Origin of the sequence: Enterocloster sp. HCN-30185 (assembly GCF_037890305.1) — a bacterium.
GTDB lineage: Bacteria > Bacillota > Clostridia > Lachnospirales > Lachnospiraceae > Enterocloster.
In genome coordinates this window covers 1-20,225 of the sequence record NZ_JBBKBT010000009.1, presented here as the reverse complement: position 1 = coordinate 20,225, position 20,225 = coordinate 1, and the positions used below count along the sequence as shown (strand labels likewise).

General features: G+C 37.4%; 18 protein-coding genes and 1 pseudogene. 16 read left to right on the top strand and 3 right to left on the bottom strand.

Annotated features, from left to right (window positions below):
- Nucleotides 1-487 precede the first annotated feature (487 nt).
- From WKT10_RS10600 to WKT10_RS10575, 6 genes are read left to right on the top strand one after another with little or no spacing between them, the layout of a single operon-like run.
- Entirely contained in the window at nt 488-1,798 is a 1,311-nt protein-coding gene (locus tag WKT10_RS10600; protein WP_340277131.1) for a hypothetical protein, read from the top strand.
- Nucleotides 1,799-1,800: 2 nt separating this feature from the next.
- The gene (locus WKT10_RS10595; protein WP_340277129.1) at nt 1,801-3,834 is read left to right on the top strand and encodes a hypothetical protein; all 2,034 of its coding nucleotides are present in this window, start codon (nt 1,801-1,803) and stop codon (nt 3,832-3,834) included.
- The gene (locus tag WKT10_RS10590; RefSeq protein ID WP_340277127.1) at nt 3,827-5,434 is read left to right on the top strand and encodes a hypothetical protein; all 1,608 of its coding nucleotides are present in this window, start codon (nt 3,827-3,829) and stop codon (nt 5,432-5,434) included. The genes WKT10_RS10595 and WKT10_RS10590 overlap by 8 nt, the downstream gene beginning before the upstream one ends.
- Entirely contained in the window at nt 5,395-6,138 is a 744-nt protein-coding gene (locus tag WKT10_RS10585; protein WP_340277125.1) for a hypothetical protein, read from the top strand. Before WKT10_RS10590 ends, WKT10_RS10585 begins: the two co-directional genes overlap by 40 nt.
- 9 nt (nt 6,139-6,147) lie before the next feature.
- Nucleotides 6,148-7,041, top strand: a complete 894-nt coding sequence (locus WKT10_RS10580) for a zinc-ribbon domain-containing protein (protein ID WP_340277124.1) — start codon at nt 6,148-6,150, stop codon at nt 7,039-7,041.
- Nucleotides 7,004-8,125 carry a zinc-ribbon domain-containing protein gene (locus tag WKT10_RS10575; protein ID WP_340277122.1) on the top strand — a complete coding sequence of 374 codons (1,122 nt, stop codon included), beginning with the start codon at nt 7,004-7,006 and terminating at the stop codon, nt 8,123-8,125. The genes WKT10_RS10580 and WKT10_RS10575 overlap by 38 nt, the downstream gene beginning before the upstream one ends.
- Before the next feature lie 181 nt (nt 8,126-8,306).
- Here the strand turns inward: WKT10_RS10575 and WKT10_RS10570 are convergent, their stop codons facing one another.
- Complete coding sequence (locus WKT10_RS10570; RefSeq protein WP_340277120.1) at nt 8,307-8,537, bottom strand: helix-turn-helix domain-containing protein; 231 nt, start codon at nt 8,535-8,537, stop codon at nt 8,307-8,309.
- A 277-nt stretch (nt 8,538-8,814) separates the two neighbouring features.
- On the opposite strand from WKT10_RS10570, the gene WKT10_RS10565 reads away from it, so the two are divergent.
- Together WKT10_RS10565 and WKT10_RS10560 are read left to right on the top strand one after the other, a co-directional pair.
- Nucleotides 8,815-9,348, top strand: coding sequence for a hypothetical protein (locus WKT10_RS10565; protein ID WP_340277118.1), 534 nt, complete (start codon nt 8,815-8,817; stop codon nt 9,346-9,348).
- 52 nt (nt 9,349-9,400) lie between these two features.
- Entirely contained in the window at nt 9,401-10,264 is an 864-nt protein-coding gene (locus WKT10_RS10560; protein ID WP_340277116.1) for a hypothetical protein, read from the top strand.
- A gap of 405 nt (nt 10,265-10,669) precedes the next feature.
- Here WKT10_RS10560 and WKT10_RS10555 read toward each other — a convergent pair whose 3' ends face one another.
- Nucleotides 10,670-11,386 carry a GntR family transcriptional regulator gene (locus WKT10_RS10555; protein WP_118543991.1) on the bottom strand — a complete coding sequence of 239 codons (717 nt, stop codon included), beginning with the start codon at nt 11,384-11,386 and terminating at the stop codon, nt 10,670-10,672.
- Nucleotides 11,387-11,550: 164 nt separating this feature from the next.
- Here WKT10_RS10555 and WKT10_RS16040 point away from each other — a divergent pair.
- Nucleotides 11,551-12,740: pseudogene (locus tag WKT10_RS16040) on the top strand (IS4 family transposase).
- 240 nt (nt 12,741-12,980) lie between these two features.
- Here WKT10_RS16040 and WKT10_RS10540 read toward each other — a convergent pair.
- A complete protein-coding gene (locus WKT10_RS10540; RefSeq protein WP_340277105.1) occupies nt 12,981-14,102 on the bottom strand; it encodes an ISAs1 family transposase in 1,122 nt (373 codons plus the stop codon).
- 274 nt (nt 14,103-14,376) lie between these two features.
- Between WKT10_RS10540 and WKT10_RS10535 the strand changes: the two genes are divergently transcribed.
- The 7 genes from WKT10_RS10535 (at nt 14,377) to WKT10_RS10505 (ending at nt 20,199) form a co-directional block, all read left to right on the top strand.
- On the top strand, nt 14,377-14,799 hold the full coding sequence (locus tag WKT10_RS10535) for a PTS sugar transporter subunit IIA (protein ID WP_118544320.1): 423 nt from the start codon (nt 14,377-14,379) through the stop codon (nt 14,797-14,799).
- A complete protein-coding gene (locus WKT10_RS10530; protein WP_340277101.1) occupies nt 14,796-15,287 on the top strand; it encodes a PTS sugar transporter subunit IIB in 492 nt (163 codons plus the stop codon). The genes WKT10_RS10535 and WKT10_RS10530 overlap by 4 nt, the downstream gene beginning before the upstream one ends.
- Before the next feature lie 4 nt (nt 15,288-15,291).
- Nucleotides 15,292-16,059 carry a PTS mannose/fructose/sorbose/N-acetylgalactosamine transporter subunit IIC gene (locus WKT10_RS10525; protein WP_340277099.1) on the top strand — a complete coding sequence of 256 codons (768 nt, stop codon included), beginning with the start codon at nt 15,292-15,294 and terminating at the stop codon, nt 16,057-16,059.
- Nucleotides 16,043-16,879, top strand: a complete 837-nt coding sequence (locus WKT10_RS10520; RefSeq protein ID WP_340277098.1) for a PTS system mannose/fructose/sorbose family transporter subunit IID — start codon at nt 16,043-16,045, stop codon at nt 16,877-16,879. The genes WKT10_RS10525 and WKT10_RS10520 overlap by 17 nt, the downstream gene beginning before the upstream one ends.
- A gap of 18 nt (nt 16,880-16,897) precedes the next feature.
- A complete protein-coding gene (locus WKT10_RS10515) occupies nt 16,898-17,989 on the top strand; it encodes an SIS domain-containing protein (RefSeq protein WP_118544316.1) in 1,092 nt (363 codons plus the stop codon).
- A gap of 22 nt (nt 17,990-18,011) precedes the next feature.
- Complete coding sequence (locus tag WKT10_RS10510) at nt 18,012-18,668, top strand: HAD family hydrolase (RefSeq protein WP_182430427.1); 657 nt, start codon at nt 18,012-18,014, stop codon at nt 18,666-18,668.
- Nucleotides 18,669-18,909: 241 nt separating this feature from the next.
- Complete coding sequence (locus tag WKT10_RS10505; protein WP_118705621.1) at nt 18,910-20,199, top strand: IS630 family transposase; 1,290 nt, start codon at nt 18,910-18,912, stop codon at nt 20,197-20,199.
- Nucleotides 20,200-20,225 lie beyond the last annotated feature (26 nt).

Here is a 20,225-nt window from a genome sequence, read left to right as displayed (position 1 = left end):
TTATTGTATGTTAAAAAAGTCTGATGCAGATATAAAGTATATCACAGGGATTCCGTTTTTTCAATCACTGAAGTGGAAATACGGGGTGTTTCGCAGCAGTTCAGCCCTGCAAAAAAGATGTTTCTTTTTGGTTTATTTCTGGTAAACTATGTTTATAGGCACACGGGCTGTATTTTAGCCGGTGTAAAGCCCGTGGATCCGGTTGTTAACTGCATGATCCTGCCATATGATGTACACGATTTAAGGATACGTTTTGCAGCTTTGTTGTTTATTATGTTCGTTGACAGCCCATAAGGAAAGGAGGTTTTCCATTGTCCCGTCCACAGCAAGACCGCATGAAACTAAAAAAATATATACGTTATATTTATTACTTATAAATTAAGTAAATACAAACAAAAATGAATAAAGTTGACATTATAAAAAATAAACGATATAATAGATATAGACTTATTATATCGTTTATTTTTTACTTTGCTGGAGGAATCAAATGCACAATATTATCCCATTCCCTGATAATGGTGTGAAAGAATATAGACAAGAATGTTGCTTTATGAATAGAGCGGTACAGATAGAAGGAGAAGATGGAAAATTAAAAAATTATCCGTGCATCGTACTTTATGAAATGGAAACGAACATTCCGATTTTATATACGGGGTTAGAAAGATATTTGTGTCATCTGCAAAAAAGTGAATCACTAGATGAAAAGAGCTTATCAATTAAAGCATATGCAATTTGTCATTTTTTGAACTATGTATTAAGAAAAACCAATATTAATTCTTTACATGAATGTACGCTTGAGACAGTAAGAGGATTTTTAAAATCGATAAAAATGAAAGAAAATGGAAGCGAGTACAACAAAGAAACATGGCTTCGCTACAGAGATTACGTTATGGATTTCTTAATATTGTACTATACGTACAATAGAGATGTATTACCGTTTCGATATATGGGGGAAGAACTAAAGTCATTAACAATTGCAAAGGATGAGAAGTATCATAAAAAAGTTGCTATTGTCCATAACGCATCTTTTCGTATTTCGCCTCCTAAAACTATACATAAAAAGAATCGAGTTCTTGTGGATGGTTATCTCGATTTATTACTATACGAAGCGAAGAAATATGCGCCAGACATTACGCTTGGGATTGCTCTTGGAGCTTATGCGGGATTACGCGAAGGAGAAGTGGTAAATGTTACCTGTGGCAGAATTAAAACACTTAGAAGAGGGTTTGGCATGATTGCAGGAATAGAAATAGATCTTACAGATGAGGCTCCATTTTTCAAAAGTTGGAGCAAGAAGACAGATCCGGGTGCGATCAAGAAAAATCGTATTCAAAAAGTTTATAATGATTTTATTGCAGAAATAAAAGATTTGTACGATTATCACATAGCATTAATGGAACAGAAAGGGTTTGACACGGGTAAAAATGCACCATTATTTGTTAATAAACAAGGAAATCCAATGACGGTACAAACTTACTCGGACAGAATAAAAAAACTGTTTTATGAAAGATTTTTGCCATCCTTAAAAAAATCATGTGAGCGTCAGGGAACATATGCTGACAATGCCGCGTTTATTGAAACATATGAAATCGAATATCCGGGTGCACATATGTTTAGACACTGGTTTACAATGTATTTGTTAACAAAAGCAAAACTTACGAGTGGAGAAATTATGAAATGGCGTGGTGATTCGAGTCAGGAGTCGATGAATGATTATATTCATGAAAATTCAGAATTAATAGAGGTCTTTAGAGAAAGCTCTTACATATTTCAGGCACAGATTTTGGAGGATATTTAGTAGTGTCAAAGACTGCAAAAAAAGAGAATGATTTAGTAACAATATATAAAGCAAGTCAAATTATTAAAGTGAAAGCACGAGTTCTTACATATCACATCGAAAACGGCAAAATTGAATCTACAGATGGTAAGATACATAAGTCTGTTTGCAATAAAATATTAGAGCAGCAAAGTAATTATATTGGTATTAGATTCTTTTTAAAAAAGCACGACTCAGATAGATTTGATTCTAAATATGCAAAAAATCGTGATAAATATATCGACTTCCTCGAGGAAAATAATTATTTTAACATAGAAATTGTCGAAACAGAAAATATATTATTTAATCTTCCAGATAAAGAAGATTTTTATGTAACAAAAGAAGATGCGCAATTTCTTGAATTCAAAAGTGAAGAATTTTTTCGTGATTTTGGTCTTACAGAAAAAGAAAAGATTGAATCAATGATAAAGCTTTCAGCATGGCATCCATTAAATAAAAAATATGTCAAGAAATATATTACGTATATTGAAAATGAAAATAACATATATACTCCGGCACTTACTGAGTTTGTTAAAATTATATTTAATATATCGGAAATCACAAGAATTACTGATGAAGAAATCATTTCAGTGATTGAAGACGCAGATATAGCAAGAACAAAAATACTGTTGGTAGATTTTTTTAGGTATGTAGCCGATTATGAAATTGTAAATTATCACAACATCGAATTAAAGAAAAAAGAACGAAATCCAGCTCCAGCGTATTCTTATGAGGATTTTGTCAAACTGGCCAGAATACTGTTTAATTCGGATTATGACAAAGAGCACAATCTTACCATAAAAGCACTTGAAAATAGTAAATATATTGAGACGTGGATGTTTCTTGCCTGCCATTATATTTGCGGTTGGCGTGCATCTGATATATGCAATAGATGGGTTTATCCAGATATAAAAAGTAATGATAATCCTTTTAAAATCAATATAAAAACCCTAAAAGAAGATATATTAAATGAAAATATTACAGATGATACTTATGATAAAATTGCTCTTTATTCTATACGAAGAATTGAGATGGCAAATAACGCACCTCAAAAGACTGGAATGGGAAAGTTGCGGTCTGAAATAGTACCAGAACTTAGAAAATATTTTGGAAAATTAATTTTAGTAGCTGAGTATCATCATATAACGTCTGGCGAAGGATATATGCATTCTTATCGTACTGATATGTATCGTAATTGGGTTATATGCAAAGAATTCTTTGGTGAAGAAATTTTTGCGATAACCGGTAGCCAGCCAATTTCTTCCAGGAGACTTAATAAATCGTATTTGCAAGGTTTAGAACAGGCAGCGAGAGACAATGGCAATACAACGTTAATGGCTCATGTTGTAGCTGCATATGCACGCAATCATGCTAATATTAATACTACAGCTATTTACCTTAGAGATCATGGCCTTACGGGAGAAAGTGCTGAAATAGTCTTATATATGATGATGCAGAGAGGTGTATTTGGCGTATCATTGTATCATGCTCTTATTGCAGCATATCCACAGGCATTTAAACAACTACCGGCAAAAGAACAAACGGAAATTATGGCGAAAATCCCGTTGTCAGCATTTGAACTAGAAACTGCTGGTGCAGCATTTATTGCAGCGAATAGAATAGCAGGAGAATTTGCAGAAGGAAAAGTAGAAGAACCGAAAGAAATATTAAAAGCGATGTACAACATTGTTCAGGATAGAGGCAAAGGCAAGGATGCAGGTATTTACTGCAAAAAACAAGCTTTAGGATTTTGCTGTGGATATCCAACCTACGAATCATGTCTTGCAAATCTTTGCCCGTATTATGTGTTTACAAACGACGGAATTCCCTCTCTCATAAAAGTAATTAAAGACTATCAGTGCAAAGCTATTGCAACTGGAAATAACAAATATGAAATTGCACTTAAATCAAAAATAATCCCTGCTTTCCAGACAATTATCAATGAAATCATAAAAGAAATGTCAAAAGAAGAAAAAGAAGGCATGAAGAAATTACTTAAGGAGGTTTTGGATGGATAATTTTTTACGAGAAATTGAATCCGAAGATGTTGTAATCTATACAGATCAAGTATATAGTGCAGATTTATTGAACAAATGTCGTGAAATACATAGAAAATTAGTAATTGAAGGAAAAATGGAAGGAGAGTTCAATTCTGATAAGTGGATGGGGTATTCGGGCGTAAGAAAATATGGAATAAAATTCACTATGAATGCTAGTCTATATTATAAGCACATGGGAAAAGAGTTTGAAATTCCAATCGAAACAATGAAAAATATGCTTCGTTGTTATGCTATTTATTATAATGGTGTGTATATATATAACACGATTGCAAGAAATAAGATTTACATTATAAAACACTTCCTTATGAGATATAGGGATAAGGATTTTGAATTAACAACCGAAGATATTGTTACGGTTAAAGAGTTTCTTGGATTTATTAATACTCCTAATGAACAAATTGAAAAGATTATTTCATATATTAAACTAAAAAAGTGCAGTAAAACTTCGCAAAGAAAACTGTCACCAATCATTAATTATCTGGTGATAGAAAATGAAATAAATCGCATTTACAAAGAAGAATGTGAGGAAGAAGTTTTTATAAAATGGTTTCCTATTTATTTTTGGGTTAATGTTACGTTCATTTTGCCTCTTAGAGCAACAGAAATGTTGCTTACACCTAAAAATTGTATCGAAAGAAAGAATAATAAAATTTTCTTGACAGTACGTCGCACAAAACTAAAAAAAGGGAATAAAGCTGTTTATTATGATGTAAATAAGGATTATAAAGAATTCGTTTATGAAATTCCGGATACAGAGGTTGTTCGCAATATTGAAAAATATATAGAATTAACGGAAAAAGAAGATAGAAGATTTTTGTTTGTGTATAGTGAGTTGTCAATTAATAAGATGCTTTCTTTGGGGGCATTTAATCAGCTTATAGCTTCTTTCGTGGAAAAACATATTATTGGTAATCATATGTATGATTTTGCAAAATATGCATCTGGCATTACGGAATACGAGCGTGTGACAGCAGGAGATAGTAGACCTATAGCAATGGCTAATTTATATTTCCAGAAATCAGGAGCAGACATATGTCGACAGCTTGCGGATCATATAAATATCAGTACAAGTTCTGGATATTATACAAATATTTCGGATACTATATGGGCTTCATCGATTGTCCATTTGCAAAAACAATTAGATTATGAATGGAGATATTCGGCAGAACAATATGAAAAAAGTGCCTTGATGGTAGTAAATATGGGGAAGTCTGTTTGTACAGCTCCAAAACGAATATTAGACGGGAAAAATATTGATGATTGCATTGAACAGGGACATTTAGCTGATTGCATGGGATGCAAATACTATAAACCAACAAAATCGGAGTTGGAAGCATTCATTTGTGGGCAAAAGAAAAAAGCAGACGATAGTGCTAAAAGAGTCATCGAATTTATGAATAATACTATGAGCATGAAAAATAGAAAAATAACTTTGGAAGAAGTATTTTTAGCTGTCCAGACAGATGCTACACGTTTGCGAATGGGCTGTAATATAAAAGCAAGGGAGAAACTGGAAGAATGGCAAAAACTCAAAAATATGACGAAGACCAGTTGCTAGATGCAGTGGTCAAATATGCCGAAATTGAAAGAAAGAAAATAAAAGCAACCGAGCTTGCTAAATGGTGCAGAAATAATATTGAAGGTTTGGAAGAGGTGCGGGATTATCATTTTACTCGTCCAATTAGAGAAAAAGATGAAAAAACAGGGAAAGTAATTGATAGATCTAAGCTTTGTACTTTAAAAATTGAAGAAATTAATAAAACACGTAGTTTGACTGCAAGTATAAATACGAATCTCCTTCTTAGAGCATCAAATATAGATACTTTTATGGAACAAACAGATATAGTTAAAAGGAAAATGATTGTTGAAACAAGGAAAACCGTAGACAAATTGCTCGTACAAAATGGGAATATCGTGAGAGAGAACGAAGCTTTGAAATCTGAAAATAAATCAATGAAAATTGATATTTTAAAGCTGACAGAAAAAATAGATAAATTACAAATAGTTCAGGATGCTCTAAGTAAACGAATTACATATTTAATGAAAGCTACAGATGAAGCAGCAAGAAAAGAAATGCTTTCGCAGATGGGTATAACAGATAAAAAGGTTGATTTGGATGTATACTCTGAAAGTTTGCAACAAAAATTGTCAGAAGTAATTGATATTAATAAAACATTACGGAGATATTTATCGGATGTAGATGAAAAAGAGGAAAAAACATCGGATATAACCAGTGATATTATGTCGGGGCTGAATTTGTAGGAGTAACACATGGGTAAGAGAATTGAAGTCACAAAAGAAAATTGTATAGCCACAACACATCCACAAATGGCTATTCAATGGCATCCAACATTAAATGGAACGCTTACGCCAAATGATGTGCGGGCTGGTTCTACGGATAAAGTTTGGTGGATTTGTTCTAAGGGACATGAATGGAAAACAGAGGTAAGAGTAAGATGTCAACGTAATAATGACTGTCCTTATTGTGTTGGTAAATATGTTGCGAAAGGTGAGAATGATATCGAATCTCAAAGACCGGATTTAAGCAGAGAATGGGATTTTGAAAAAAATGGTGATTATACGCCTGATAAAGCCAATATTAATTCTAAACGTATGGTTGGTTGGATTTGCGGGAGAGGACATAAATGGACAGCTTCGATCGAGAAACGAGTAACAAGAAATCAAGGATGTCCATATTGCTCTGGACGTGTGGCAATTCCTGGAGAAACAGATATAGCAACCACAAATCCAGAACTTATGTTTATGTGGGATTATGACAAAAATGCTGAGGAGGAAATATTTCCAGAAAATATTAAAGCACATACAAGCATCAAAACATGGTGGAGATGCGAAAACAACCATTCATGGAAGACCAATGCAGCACATATTATGAGGGGGCGGAGATGTCCATATTGTTCTGGGAAGAAGGTAATTCCAGGAGAGAATGATTTAGAGACTCTTTATCCAGATATAGCTGCAGAATGGCATCCAACTAAAAATAATAAATTAAAACCATTTGATATTAAACCAAGACATGCCAAAAAAGTTTGGTGGATATGTCAATATGGACATGAATGGAGAGCAACTCCAGATCATAGAGTTGGTGGAGAAGGATGTCCGTATTGTAATGGAGAATTTGGTTGTAAAAATAGAAATCGAAATTAAACAGAAAAGACAGGTAAAATATAGATTGAAACTGGAAAATATTTATGATAAATGTCCGGAATTGATGAAAGAATGGAATTGGGAAAAAAATAAGCAATTGAACCCACAAGATATTACTCGTGGCTCAAACAAGGAAGTCTGGTGGATATGTCCCAAGGGACATGAGTGGATAGCGAGTGTGTACCACAGGACAAATAAAAAATCAAGTTGTCCTTATTGCTCGGGGCGATATGCAATATCTGGTGAAAATGATTTGCAAACATTATATCCAGATATTGGAAGAGAATGGCATCCTGAGAAAAATAATAAATTACGTCCAATAGATGTGAAAGCTGGTTCTAATAGAAGAGTTTGGTGGATATGTTCGGCAGGTCATGAATGGCAAGCCAAAATTTGTGATAGAACGAGAAAAAAAGGCTCAGGATGTCCCTATTGTTCCGGAAATTTAAATATTGAAGGTGTAACGGATCTTAAAACGCTATTTCCGAAAATTGCTAAAGAATATGATTGTGTAAAAAATGCTAACAAATTACCAGAAAAAATATTTGCAAAGTCAGGAAAGAAAGTTTGGTGGATCTGCGATAAAGGACACAGTTGGCAAGCATCTGTAATTAGTCGCACAAATATGGATTCCGGATGTCCGTTCTGTTCTGGAAAACGGCCTGTTCCAGGCGAAAATGACTTAGAGACATTACGTCCTGACCTTGCTGCTGAATGGCATACACAAAAAAATAAAACTTGTAAGCCATCTGATTGTACTATTTCATCAGGTAGAAAAGTCTGGTGGATATGTTCATTTGGTCATGAATGGCAATCAGTGATAAATACGAGAACTGGAAAAGAAAAATGTGGATGTCCATATTGCTCGGGACGTTATGCAATTCCGGGAGAAACCGATTTGGAAACGTTGAGACCTGATCTGAGAGAGGAATGGCATTTCGAGAAGAATAAAAAAATAAAAATGAACGAAGTAACACTACATTCGAACAAAAAAGTCTGGTGGAGATGTAAAAATGGTCATGAATGGAGAACTACGGTGGCAATAAGAAGTAGAGGAAGCAATTGTCCTTATTGTTCAAAATGATGAGACTAATTTTGAAATCACGCAAAAAAGGAGTTGTGGCAAGAATAAGAACTATTGATTAATAAACAAAAACATTTCTAGGAGAAGAAATATATCTGAACAGCCCTGTATTTGATTTTGATACCAAATACAGGGCTGTATTTTATATAATGGAAAATAAAATGCAAATGGCATTTTGATCTTATTTTGGAATATCATTTTCACAATATTCTATCAAATCGCCAATAGAACAATTCAAATATTGACACATATGGCATAGGGTGTTCACATCAATTCGTTGGATGAGACCTTTACAGTAGTTATTTAGTTGTGTTCTTTGCAAGCGCAGATCAAGGCACATACGATTTTTAGAGATACCTTTTTCTTTTAGAATATCTTCAATATGAAATTTCAAATATCCGTATTCATTCATGATTAATTCCTCTTTTATATATCTGCATAAGAAAATAGAATCTATCGTTTGGTTAGAATGGAAAAGCATTGCACATTTACCTAATTCAGCATATGAAACGAATTGCACGGGGAATTTACTCTTTTTCAGTAAGAGGCCTCTAGCGTAAGTTCTAACCATTTCTACTTTATTGTTTAATTATATTTAAATTATTGTGTTTTTAACACCTGTATGCTATAGTGAGCTAGATAGCATACAGGTGTATGCTAATTAATGTTTTGCATTAAGGAGACAAATTATGCAGGAAATAAATGAAAAAATAGAGAAGGGTAGCGAAAATTTAAAAACAAAACCAGAGACCCCAAATACAGATGGAGAATATGGGGTGGATAATAATGATACGTTAGAAAGTGAAAAAATAACGGAATATGATTATTCGGATGAAAGTTCAATTGAGAAGTTACATGATGTAATAGATTGTTTATCTTCAGAAGAAGCGTTGTCTGCACTGGAGGCAATTAGAAGAACTCATGGAGTTGGAAATACATTAAAATTAATGGGTTTTAAAGAGTGGTTCGATAAGGCATTTTTTCCTGTGTTACAAAACTTTGCAGTTGAATCTTTCGCAAAACTTTATGTTGAACGGGATGCAGATGAAAATATTACTGTTACTATAGTCAATAAACAAGGTTTTATAATTGGAGAGAAGCAAAAGCAGATGCGTATGGTTTTAATGGCTGCTGATGATATTAGCATTAGTCAGTGGGGAGGTGTACCGCAAGTAGAAATGGTGTTGTCATTTAATGCTCCGCAAAAAAGTTATATTGTATGATATACAGATAAGTATTTACAATGCATTTATGGATAAAAGCAGAGAGATAATTATGAATAAATGGAACGAATTAAAGAGTGAACATTATGAAGGACCATACTGTATTGATTATAAAGGTGGAATGATTGATTTTGATCCAGAAGGTATGGATGATGTTCGAGGAAGCAATTTTAAAAATTATGATGAATATTTAGATATTCAAGAGGCTTCTTGTGGAAAAATTAGAAAGTATTTACAATTTGCATATTACAATGCATCAGATACAAAAATATTTTTTAAAGGACAAATTGAAAAAATTGATTGCGAAGCAGCAAAAGTGCTTTTCAAAAGAATTGTAATTTTGGGAACATATTATGAGATAACCAGCACATATGGCAAAGAAGATCATATTTGGATGGATCGAGTAGGATTTGAGGGCATACAGGCAGGGGATTGTATAGAATTTGAGGCAGAGATTTACAGATATATGCGGTATAAAAAGAAAAAAAAGATTGATTATGCCTTGGAAAACCCTAGCAAAATTAAAAAGATTAATGAACATATGATACCATCAGATCAAGATTTAGTAGATCAACAGATCAAGCAATTAGTGTGTGAAACTTGCAACTATGCAAACTGTTGTCATTTTGGTAATTGTATTGTAGATAAGAAAGTAGTATCCGAACGAATTGAACTGCTAAAAAGACTACAACCAGGAAAATTTACACCATATACTGTGCTGTTGGCATATGAATTGGAATATCATCTCATGGCACAATGTGGACCGATTAAGATAAATGAGTTTAAACCTGATTTATATATTATGAAAAGAATTGTTGAAATCTGCAAATCGCAGCCAATACATTATACTGCTAATATTCTAGAGCCTTTCATTAAAATGCTAAATCCTAAAAAGCCGAGAATTTATATAAAATAATAAGAAAATAAAAAGTTTGAAAGAAAAGTATTGAGGGCAGAATCGGATTTTTGGATTCTGTCCTTGATTGCTTTAATGTATTAGAATTCTGGCGTTTAAAGTGAGTATTGTGATGAATTTTACTACATGAAAAAGTGTCATATTTAATGGTGACACTTTTTCATGTTAAAAATGAATATTGCGTGGTATGGTTCATTTGTCTGGGTTATGAGAGGCAATGTTCCAACGAACTGCACAAGAATAATTAACTTAAATTTCCCAGACTTAAAAGATATGTTGAACTTTGAAAATTCAATATTTCAGCCAATAAAAGGGGATAATCAAATTTGTTGAGGATTTTTCATTAGGGGAAACTAGAGGGGCTGTGAAAAATGATGATCTCATTTTTCACAGCTCCTTTTCCTTTTATTCAGACCGTTCGTATCGATAGATAAAGTGAGAACCAATATAGTAGGTTTCCGAATACTCAAAACGGCGTCCGTCAGTCAGATGGCCCGGATGGGAAATTTTCAGAAGCGGGATATCGTCGATTTTCAGCCATTTTTTTTGCTGTGGGGTAGGCAAAACCGCACTGATTGTGCGGGAGCCGTCTGTGGGATCAATGTCATAGTGCTGCGAGATATAATTGTAAAGGGAACCCTCCAGCATACGAAGATCAAAGTTAGGAAACAGGCTGACAGGAAGGTAGGTGTAGTTGAGAGCCATGATCGTGTCGTCTGCGGTACGAATTCTTATAATAGAATGGACCAGCTCATCATCCCCAAGTCCCAGTTCTCTTGCGGCTTCGGGAATTTCAGCGGCCCGATGGATGGAATAAGACACTAAAATAGAGCCTGGAGCTTTTCCAATCGACCGCATATCATCTGAAAAGCTTCGGGTAAAGTTGGCTTTTTTTGAAATTTGTATAGAACTTACAAAGGTTCCCCTTCCCGGCATGCGGTTTATATAGCCTTGCGAAGAAAGCAGATCCAGGGCTTTTCGGGCAGTCATACGGCTGACCTTGTAGCGCTCGCATAGTTCATTTTCTGTTTCAATCTGATCCCCTGTTTTGAGAGCGCCGCTCTGTATCTGATTAAGAATATCCCGTTCTATTTCTTTATATTTCGGTAACTGCTTTCCCATAAAATCCTCTCTGATTTAAATATATTTAACTCAAACTTCCCACACCATTTGGTGTGTTTAACATTGAAAAATCAATATTTTAACCCATAAAAAAGACATAAACCGCTCGCTAGTGGTATAATTGAGTTGACGAAAAACAATTACACAGCAAGGAGATTTATGCCATGTCAAGTATACCACGTAATTCCCAAAACGAAAACAATGTTTTAGATTTTGTCACAAATTTTATCGCGGAGTTTCATATAGGCAAGCTTTTGTTTAAGAGCAATGCCGGAAAAGAAAAGGGGATTCCGGTAATGGATATCTTTCGCTATCTATTTTGCCTCCTTTTTTCTGACAGAAGCATGTATATGCAGCGAAAAACAGGCATATTTAAGGAAGATTTTTCTAAAAATACCGTCTATCGCTTTATAAATAGTCCGAAGACGAACTGGCAAAGGTTTACAACACTGCTTTCTGCAAATATCGTCAATGATTTTATGAAGCCACTGACTTCCGAAGACCGCAAGGACGTATTCATTATCGATGATAGCCTGTTTGACCGGTCACGTTCTAAGAAAACAGAACTTCTTGCAAAAGTCTTTGATCACTGCTCGATGAAATATAAGCGTGGCTATCGTATGCTGACACTTGGTGCAGCTTGGCTGGTCTGATGGAAATTCCTTTGTTTCAATTAATCATTGCTTTCTCTCAGCTGCAGATGACAAAAATCTTCTGTGCAGAGCTGAATGCTATGATGGACGTTCCCTTGCCAGGAAACGAAGAAGTCAATCCCGGCGGAAAGCTACTGATGTCATGGTCGAACTGATCCATTCTGTTCAGAAAGCAGGGATTGCTGCAAAATACGTTGTTTTTGACAGTTGGTTTTCTTCTCCAAAGACAATCCAGGCTTTAAAAAAGGAAGAAAATCTGGATATCATTGCCATGATCAAGAAAAGGAGCAAGATCAAATCTGGATACCAAGATAAAAATCTGAATATCAAGGAAATCTACAGTCGTAATAAAAAGAGGCGTGGACGTTCCAGATATCGGCATATGGGATATTGAAGTTTTCTTCAAATCCTGCAAATCGTATCTTCATCTGGAGAAAGAATGCAGAAGCACATCTTATGATGCCTTAAATGCTCATATTGCCATCGTTTTTACAAGATACATGATGCTGTCTATCGCACAAAGACGTAATACAGATGAGAAAACCATCTGTGAACTATTTTTCTGCCTACTGGATGAATTGGATGATATCACATTCAGCCAATCCATGAGGATTATTATAGATGCCCTAATGGATGCTGTTATGGAATACTTTCATATAACAGAAAGTCAGTTGGAAGAATTTACATCCAACTTTATTTGACGACTGCCAAAATATATGCAACAGGCATTATGCTATGCTTAAAATGCCTGTCAGAATGTTAATTTATGAGTTAAAGTATTGATTTTTCAAGGTGCGAGCCCCATTTTTTATGTGGGAAGTTTGAGCTTAATTATTATAATCGAAATGGAGAAAAAGGTCAATGTATATACAAACAAAAGACACGACAAACGCATGAATGATTATCCCCTGTCAATTCTTTTTTTACTATATTTCATTTTTTTAAGCTTCTAAAAGTTCTTCCAGATATTGAATCGGGTGCAAACTAACTACAAACCTTTTCTTTCTCATCGACAGCTTATGCCTTGTCATCTGTGCCGGTTTCAAAATACTCAGGCTCCATTTCCTTATGATATTCAAATTTTGTGCTGCCAGCTTATCTATTGTTGTGTTCGCATCTTCCCGGAAGGTTACATCCAGATACCAGTGCATGCTTTCTATACTCCAGTGTCCTCTAACTGCACGGCTGACCTGTTCGATATCTGCCCTCAAACTGCTAATGAAATAACGATACTCTATGGCTGTATTGCCTTCCTTCTTCAGGGTTTTCTTTTCCATTATGATGCTGGACAGTCCTTTCCACTTCTTTTTTTGGCTTAACCACTTTATATCCTCTGTCTGATAATACTCCCTTATCTCGATCTGACCATGTGCTTTTTCCTGGGTTTTTTTGTAATTACCTCTTTCACGGATCTCTTTTTGGAACTCTTCGTCTGAAAAGTATTCTTGTACATCTTCATACAGACTGTTTTGATTTCTCTTCAATGCCAGCACATAGTCTGCCCGTTTTTTCTTTATTTTCTCCGCTATTGCAGTCTGCGTTCCCATTGCATCGATTGTTACGATCTGGCCTTTTATCTGGATCTTGTCCAGCAATTCCGGGATCGCTACGATCTCATTGCTTTTTTCTTCAACTGCTTTTTGACCAAGGCAAAAACCATCCTCCTTACTCCATCCTGATACAATGTGAGCCGCCTTCCCATCTCCTCTTTTATTGGAACGCATGGTTTTTCCATCGATACAGATGATCTTCTTCAACAGTTCCCCATCGTCCTGATTTAAACGATCCTGCCATTTTCCATAGAGCTGCTGCAGGATTTCTGGTGATATCATTCCCATTACGCGTCTTATTGTATCATGAGATGGTATTCCGTTTTTTAACTCTATATATTTGCGAAGATAATCCTGATAATTTTCTGCAAATAATGCCATTTCTACCCAGTCATCTGCATTTGCTAATGTTGCAAACAACACAATAACAAGAATGTCCTTTAATGTATGACGAACTTTCCTTTGCTGACGATCATCTTTTATGTATTCCAGCCAATCTAATAATTCCTGCATGTATCAACGCCCCTTTTCTTTTAATTTTATCAGAAAAGGAGCGTGTTCACAATTTATTTACTCATGCGTTTGTCGTGAAACAAAAGATGTTTCTTTTAAATGTATAAAAAAGTATGAAAAATGTAAAAAAATATTGCAAAAAAGTATGAGTATGTTATAATGAACCTACATAAATATATATACATATGTAGAGGAAAGAAATGTAAAATCGCCAATAATGTATATATATTACAAATAAATGTAAATATCAATAAAAAGAAGGGAGGATGGTGGGATGAGGCATCTGCTGTTAGCTTCCCATGGCCCATTAGCAGGAGCTATACTGGAAAGTGCTTCGTTTATCTGTGGAAGTGCACTGATAAGTCCGGTAAAAACCATAATGGTCGCAAGAGAGGATTCAGGCGAACGCATCCGGACACAGGTTGAGCAGATTCTTTCCGGATTTGAAGCCGGAGATGAAATCATAGCGCTGACAGATGTGTTTGGAGGAAATGTGAATAACATTCTGACGGAATATCTGTCCGCTAAGAAGCTGTATCTGGTTGCGGGCATGAATCTGGGCATGGTGTTGGAAGCGCTTTTAGCACCGAAGGATATGCAGACAGAGGAATTGGCTGCATATCTGGAAAACGTAGGAAAAGAAGGCGTCAGGTATGTGAACCGGATTGCACAGCCGGGAGAGGAGGATGAACTATGATAAAGGCACTGCATTTGGATGACCGTCTGATTCACGGACAGGTTGCTATATCATGGACAAGGTTTCTGGATGCAAACGTACTTTTAGTAATCAACGATGAGGTTGTAAAAAACGAGCTCAGGAAAAAAACTTTGAAAATGGCAGTTCCGCCGGGGGTGAAATATGGCTTCCGAAGCGTGGAGGATGGAATTGCTTTTTTAAACGCACCGGAGAATCAGAAGTATAAGATTATGGCATTGGTCAGCGACCCGCAGGATGCGGCGAAGGTATGCAAGGGCGTAAAGGACGTACAGCGTCTGACCATCGGAGGAGTGAGAAAAAGGGCGGAGTATATTACAGATAATCTGAATTTGACAAATGAGGACATGAAAGCACTTCTTGAAGTGATAAAAACAGGAGTGGCAGTGGGAATGCTTCCGACGCCCAGTGACAAATTCGTAAATCTTGAGAAGCTTCTTGTAAAGGCATTGAAAAATCAGGAGGGATAACCATATGTTTATGAAGGCTTTTTTAGTGGCGCTGATCGCGGGAATATGTAAAATTGATAACCGTATTTTCGGAATGACGATGATACAGCGTCCATTAATCGTTGGAACACTGGTAGGATTCATTTACGGGAACCCGGTAGAAGGAATGATAATAGGAGCGCAGTTTGAACTGCTCAGTATGGGACTGGTGGGAATCGGCGCACATTCCGGTATGCCGGAAATCACTCTGGGAAGCGCATTATGTACTGGTTTTGTTCTGGGGAGCGGAACAGGAACCGAGGTAGCGCTGGCGCTGGCACTTCCGATTTCTACTTTCGCAACAACCATAGGATACCTGACATGGATTCCGTTAAACCATCTGCTCAGTGAGCGGGCAAAACGGGCGGCAGAGGACGGGAATACCCGTACTATGGAGATCTGTCAGTGGATGGGACTGTTCAATTATTTCTTCTTCCCGTTTTTGGTAGTCCTTTTAGGCATGCTGGTAGGAGCGCCGCTGTTTGAATATCTGATTAAAGTGATTCCTGCATTTATTACAGACGGAATCAAAGTGGCTTCCAATATGCTTCCGGCTCTGGGCTTTGCGCTGCTGATGCAGCTTACCTACAATAAGGAGCTGGCACCATACCTGTTTATCGGTTTTGTATTCGTTGCATTTTTAGGAATGAGCAATGTAGGTGTTGCGATTGTGGGAGCGATTCTGGCGGTTTTAGTATTTAATTCCAGCAATCATGCAAATAAGGAGGTGGCTGTCAATGACAACGAAATCTAATGAAGAGGCAACAGGCAAAAAAATAACGAAAAAGGATCTTATGTCTTTGTTTTTCCGCTCTTTTCTTCTTCCGGCCTGTTATTCCATGGACCGTATGCAGGCACCGGGCTTTGCCTATTCCATTATCCCTGTACTTAAAAAGCTGTATGGGGATAATAAGGAAAAATTATCGCAGGCTTTGAGCCGCCACTCTGAGGTATATAACAATACATTTGCCTGTTCTCCCTTTGTTCTGGGCATTGCGGCCGCAATGGAGGAGGAAGCTTCCGAAAATGAGGATTTCGATGTATCTTCCATAAACGCCATAAAGGTAGCCCTTATGGGTCCGCTGTCAGGAATCGGCGATACCTTTTTCTGGGGAACCTTCCGTATCATTGGCTCCGGTATTGGTATATCACTGGCTATGCAGAGGAATCTTCTTGGCCCCCTTCTGTTCCTGCTGATTTATAACATCCCTAACTTCCTGGTGCGCTACTATGGCGTCCTGTTTGGCTACAAGCTGGGAGCGGACTCAATCGACACATTGGTTTCCGGCGGTCTTATGAACCGCGCGACCAGGGCGGCATCGGTTATGGGACTTACGGTAATAGGCGGCATGATTGCATCCATGGTATCCATAAAAATAGCGTTGGTAGCTAATTTTGGCTCTGATGTTACATTGGATGTTCAGTCAATTTTTGATGAAATCTGCCCCTGTATGCTTCCCCTTGCGGCAACCTTTATTGTATACAAGCTGTTAAAGAAGGGCGTAAAGGCATACTGGATCATGCTTGGAATTATTGCGGTAGGCATTGTAGGAAAATTTTTCGGAATACTGTAGATTTAAAGGAGAATTGAAATGAGTGATTTTGTAATGATGGATTATATCAATGAAACGCAGGAGGCAGCACTGCATATTGTAGATAAGAGTGAAGACCTCTGCCGCGTTTTTGCTGAAAATTTTGCAAAAAAGCCATATGAGAGAGTAATTTTGGCGGCCAGCGGAACCTCCTATAACGCATGTGTGACAGCAAGGTATTTTATGGAGAAGATGCTGGGAGTTCCCTGCGTGACAGTGACTTCCTACGCATTTGCGCATTTTGAAGACACACTGAAGCCGGAGACTGATCTGATGGTAGCTGTGACCCAGGAGGGGGAGAGCACGAATACCATTGATGCCCTTCAGAAAGCAAATACCCTTGGAATGGATAACTTTGTTGTGACAGAGTATTTGAACAACACATGCACCCAGACCGCAAAGAACAAGGTGACAATCGACTGCGGACGTGAGTTTGTGGGGCCAAAAACGAAGGGGTACACCTGCACGGTGCTGACGCTTTATGTGATGGCTCTGGAAGCGGCAAGGTACAGTAAGCGGGTGGATGAAGATACATACAGGAACTATAAGGAAAGACTGAATAAGGTGTTGGGTCACACAAACGCGGTGGTTGAAAAAACCAAGGCATGGTTTGAGACGAATAAAGAAGATTGGAAAGCCTGTGAGAAATGTTATGTGATCGGTTATGGCGCAAATGTGGGAACGGCAATGGAGGGAGCACTGAAATCTATGGAAACGGTCCGCTATCCCTATTTCTGGTTTGAGTCTGAGGAATTTCTTCATGGCCCTCTGGCCTCTGTAAAGCCGGATGTGTACACGGTGCTTATTTCTCCAAAGACCTGGGGTTATGACAGAATCAATACATTATTCAAAATCATGAATGACCAGAACGAGCATGTATATTCCATCGGCGCACAGGACGGAGTGGAGTCCGGCCATGTTCTGGAAGCGGATTTTATAAACGATGAGGACTTTTCTGCCCTGGAATACTGTATTCCGATGCAACTTTTGGCTTATCTGACTTATACAGCAAAGGGGATTGATCTGAATGTGCGCAATTATCCGCGCACAAGGGATGCATTACAGACAAAGGCAAAGCCAGTTCAGCGGTAAGAACGAGGAAAGGTGCAGGCGGATGGACGGAAGGATAAAGGCGGTCATTTTTGATATGGACGGTGTTTTGATTGATTCAGAGATTGTCTATATGAGAAGGCTTAAAGAATTTACCCGTGAGGCAGCCCAAAGGGAGGTTCCAAGGAAACAGCTTTTAAAGATGGTGGGAGCTACCTCGGAGGGGCACTGGAAGGCGGTCCGGGCGTATTTTCCGCCTGAATGGACCAGAGAACAATTTTTTGAGGCTTATAGAGTTTACGGAAGAAGCCATCCGGTGTCTTATCAGGATATTGTGTTTGAGGATACCATTCCTACGCTGAAAAGACTGAAGGCCATGGGTCTGCGTCTGGCTATGGCAACCTCCACGCCAAGGGAAAAGGCAATGGAGACGAAGGAGTTGTGCGGTTTTGGCAGTTTTATGGAGATTGTGCTGTGTGGGGATATGGTTAAGGAAAGCAAGCCTAATCCCGAGATTTACCTGAAATGTTTGGAACAGCTGGGATTATCCGGGGAGCAGTGTATTGTGGTGGAGGATTCCGCTTATGGAATTGAGGCGGCAAAAAGAGCCGGCCTTTATGTGGTAGCCAGGCGTGAGACCCGGTTTTCTATGAATCAGGAGGGGGCGGATTGTTATATTAACCGGCTGGGAGAGCTTCCTAGGCTGTTGGAAAACATGTAGTGTAACGGTTTCTAAATAACTGCACCATTCACGCAGAATGTTTTTTCAAGAGTACATGTCAAAAAACGTAGGCGTAGCGGGGCTACGCTGAGGCTTTTTGGCATGTATTCTCGGGAAAATAGGCAAGTGATATGGTGTAGTTAATTTAAAACCGTTACACTAGTATAATCCACTTTAAATAACAAACTATTTTAATTCACATTCCTATTATGGTATAATTGAACCATCGGAGGTGTCAATTATGCCTAATACAATTAAAACTATTTCTTTAACAGATGATGATAAATCTTACTTAAATAAACTGCTGACTCAGAGCACTTTGGAAATTCGCGTTTATCAACGTGCTAGGATCCTTCTGCTCAAATCTGAGGGTGCATCTAACGAAGCAATTGCTGACAAACTGGATATTGGAATCGGTGTGGTAAAACGTTGTCTTAATAAATCTAAAGAGAACGGTGTTGAAGCTTCTTTACATGATAACAACGGCCGTGGAAGAAAAACGGAAATCACCGATGACGATATCACCTGGGGAATCAGTAAAGCCTGCCAAAAACCGAAGGATTACGGCTATTCTGCTGAATTCTGGTATCCCATGAGTTTCAGGAAATTCATCAACTCTATAGCAGAAACGGAAGGACATCCTCGTATGGCAACAGTAGCTGAAACAACGCTTCGGAAAATTCTGAGCAATGCAAGGATCAAACCGTTTCAGGTGTCCTATTACTGCGAAAGACGGGATCCTGAGTTTGATGCAAAAATGCATGATGTCCTTGTTATCTACAAGCAGATTGAAATGCAGTTTGACAAGGATGGAAAACTGATTCCCTTTGAGAAAGATGCCGTACATACCCTGTCTTATGATGAAAAGCCAGGAATTCAGGCAATTGCTACCACAGGTGAAGACCGTCCACCGATTCCGAATACAGATAAAAGCAATGGCTATCAGCGAGATTATGAGTATGTCAGGCTGGGAACCCTCTCCCTGCTTGCAGCGATTGATTTGCTCTCAGGAGAAGCAATTCCATTAGTAAGTGAAACTCATAAAAGTTCTTACTTTGTGACTTTTCTAAAGAAACTTGATGAAAAATATCCAAAGGGCGATATTATTCAGATTATTCTGGATAATCACTCTGCACATACCTCCAAAGAAACCCAGGAATATCTGAATACGGTTTCTGGACGTTTTGAGTTTGTATTTACACCCAAACATGGTTCCTGGTTAAACATGATTGAAGGTTTTTTCAGTAAAATGACAAAGCAGATGCTGGATGGAATCCGTGTGGAAAGCAAGAAAGAACTCGAAGATAGAATCTACAGATACTTTGATGAAATCAACAAAGAACCAGTGCCCTACAAATGGACATATAAAATGGATACCATCGATTTTTCTCAAGAAGATATTGATTCCATAGTGTATGAGGTTGTAAATGCAAAAGCTGCTTCAGCAGAAAGCAAAAACAAAAAAGCACCAAAACCAATTTCACGAAAGAGAAAGTCTATCCAGGGGGCTGTGAAAAAACATAGCCTATAAAAAAGAAGGACCAAGGGTTCATAATG

Bases quoted from the DNA above. Each gene is read 5' to 3' on its own strand.
- WKT10_RS10600 (WP_340277131.1), top strand. From the start codon at position 488: ATGCACAATATTATCCCATTCCCTGATAATGGTGTGAAAGAATATAGA.
- WKT10_RS10590 (WP_340277127.1), top strand. From the start codon at position 3,827: ATGGATAATTTTTTACGAGAAATTGAATCCGAAGATGTTGTAATCTAT.
- WKT10_RS10585 (WP_340277125.1), top strand. From the start codon at position 5,395: ATGGCAAAAACTCAAAAATATGACGAAGACCAGTTGCTAGATGCAGTG.
- WKT10_RS10580 (WP_340277124.1), top strand. From the start codon at position 6,148: ATGGGTAAGAGAATTGAAGTCACAAAAGAAAATTGTATAGCCACAACA.
- WKT10_RS10575 (WP_340277122.1), top strand. From the start codon at position 7,004: ATGGAGAATTTGGTTGTAAAAATAGAAATCGAAATTAAACAGAAAAGA.
- WKT10_RS10570 (WP_340277120.1), bottom strand. From the start codon at position 8,537: ATGAATGAATACGGATATTTGAAATTTCATATTGAAGATATTCTAAAA.
- WKT10_RS10565 (WP_340277118.1), top strand. From the start codon at position 8,815: ATGCAGGAAATAAATGAAAAAATAGAGAAGGGTAGCGAAAATTTAAAA.
- WKT10_RS10560 (WP_340277116.1), top strand. From the start codon at position 9,401: ATGAATAAATGGAACGAATTAAAGAGTGAACATTATGAAGGACCATAC.
- WKT10_RS10555 (WP_118543991.1), bottom strand. From the start codon at position 11,386: ATGGGAAAGCAGTTACCGAAATATAAAGAAATAGAACGGGATATTCTT.
- WKT10_RS10540 (WP_340277105.1), bottom strand. From the start codon at position 14,102: ATGCAGGAATTATTAGATTGGCTGGAATACATAAAAGATGATCGTCAG.
- WKT10_RS10535 (WP_118544320.1), top strand. From the start codon at position 14,377: ATGAGGCATCTGCTGTTAGCTTCCCATGGCCCATTAGCAGGAGCTATA.
- WKT10_RS10530 (WP_340277101.1), top strand. From the start codon at position 14,796: ATGATAAAGGCACTGCATTTGGATGACCGTCTGATTCACGGACAGGTT.
- WKT10_RS10525 (WP_340277099.1), top strand. From the start codon at position 15,292: ATGTTTATGAAGGCTTTTTTAGTGGCGCTGATCGCGGGAATATGTAAA.
- WKT10_RS10520 (WP_340277098.1), top strand. From the start codon at position 16,043: ATGACAACGAAATCTAATGAAGAGGCAACAGGCAAAAAAATAACGAAA.
- WKT10_RS10515 (WP_118544316.1), top strand. From the start codon at position 16,898: ATGAGTGATTTTGTAATGATGGATTATATCAATGAAACGCAGGAGGCA.
- WKT10_RS10510 (WP_182430427.1), top strand. From the start codon at position 18,012: ATGGACGGAAGGATAAAGGCGGTCATTTTTGATATGGACGGTGTTTTG.
- WKT10_RS10505 (WP_118705621.1), top strand. From the start codon at position 18,910: ATGCCTAATACAATTAAAACTATTTCTTTAACAGATGATGATAAATCT.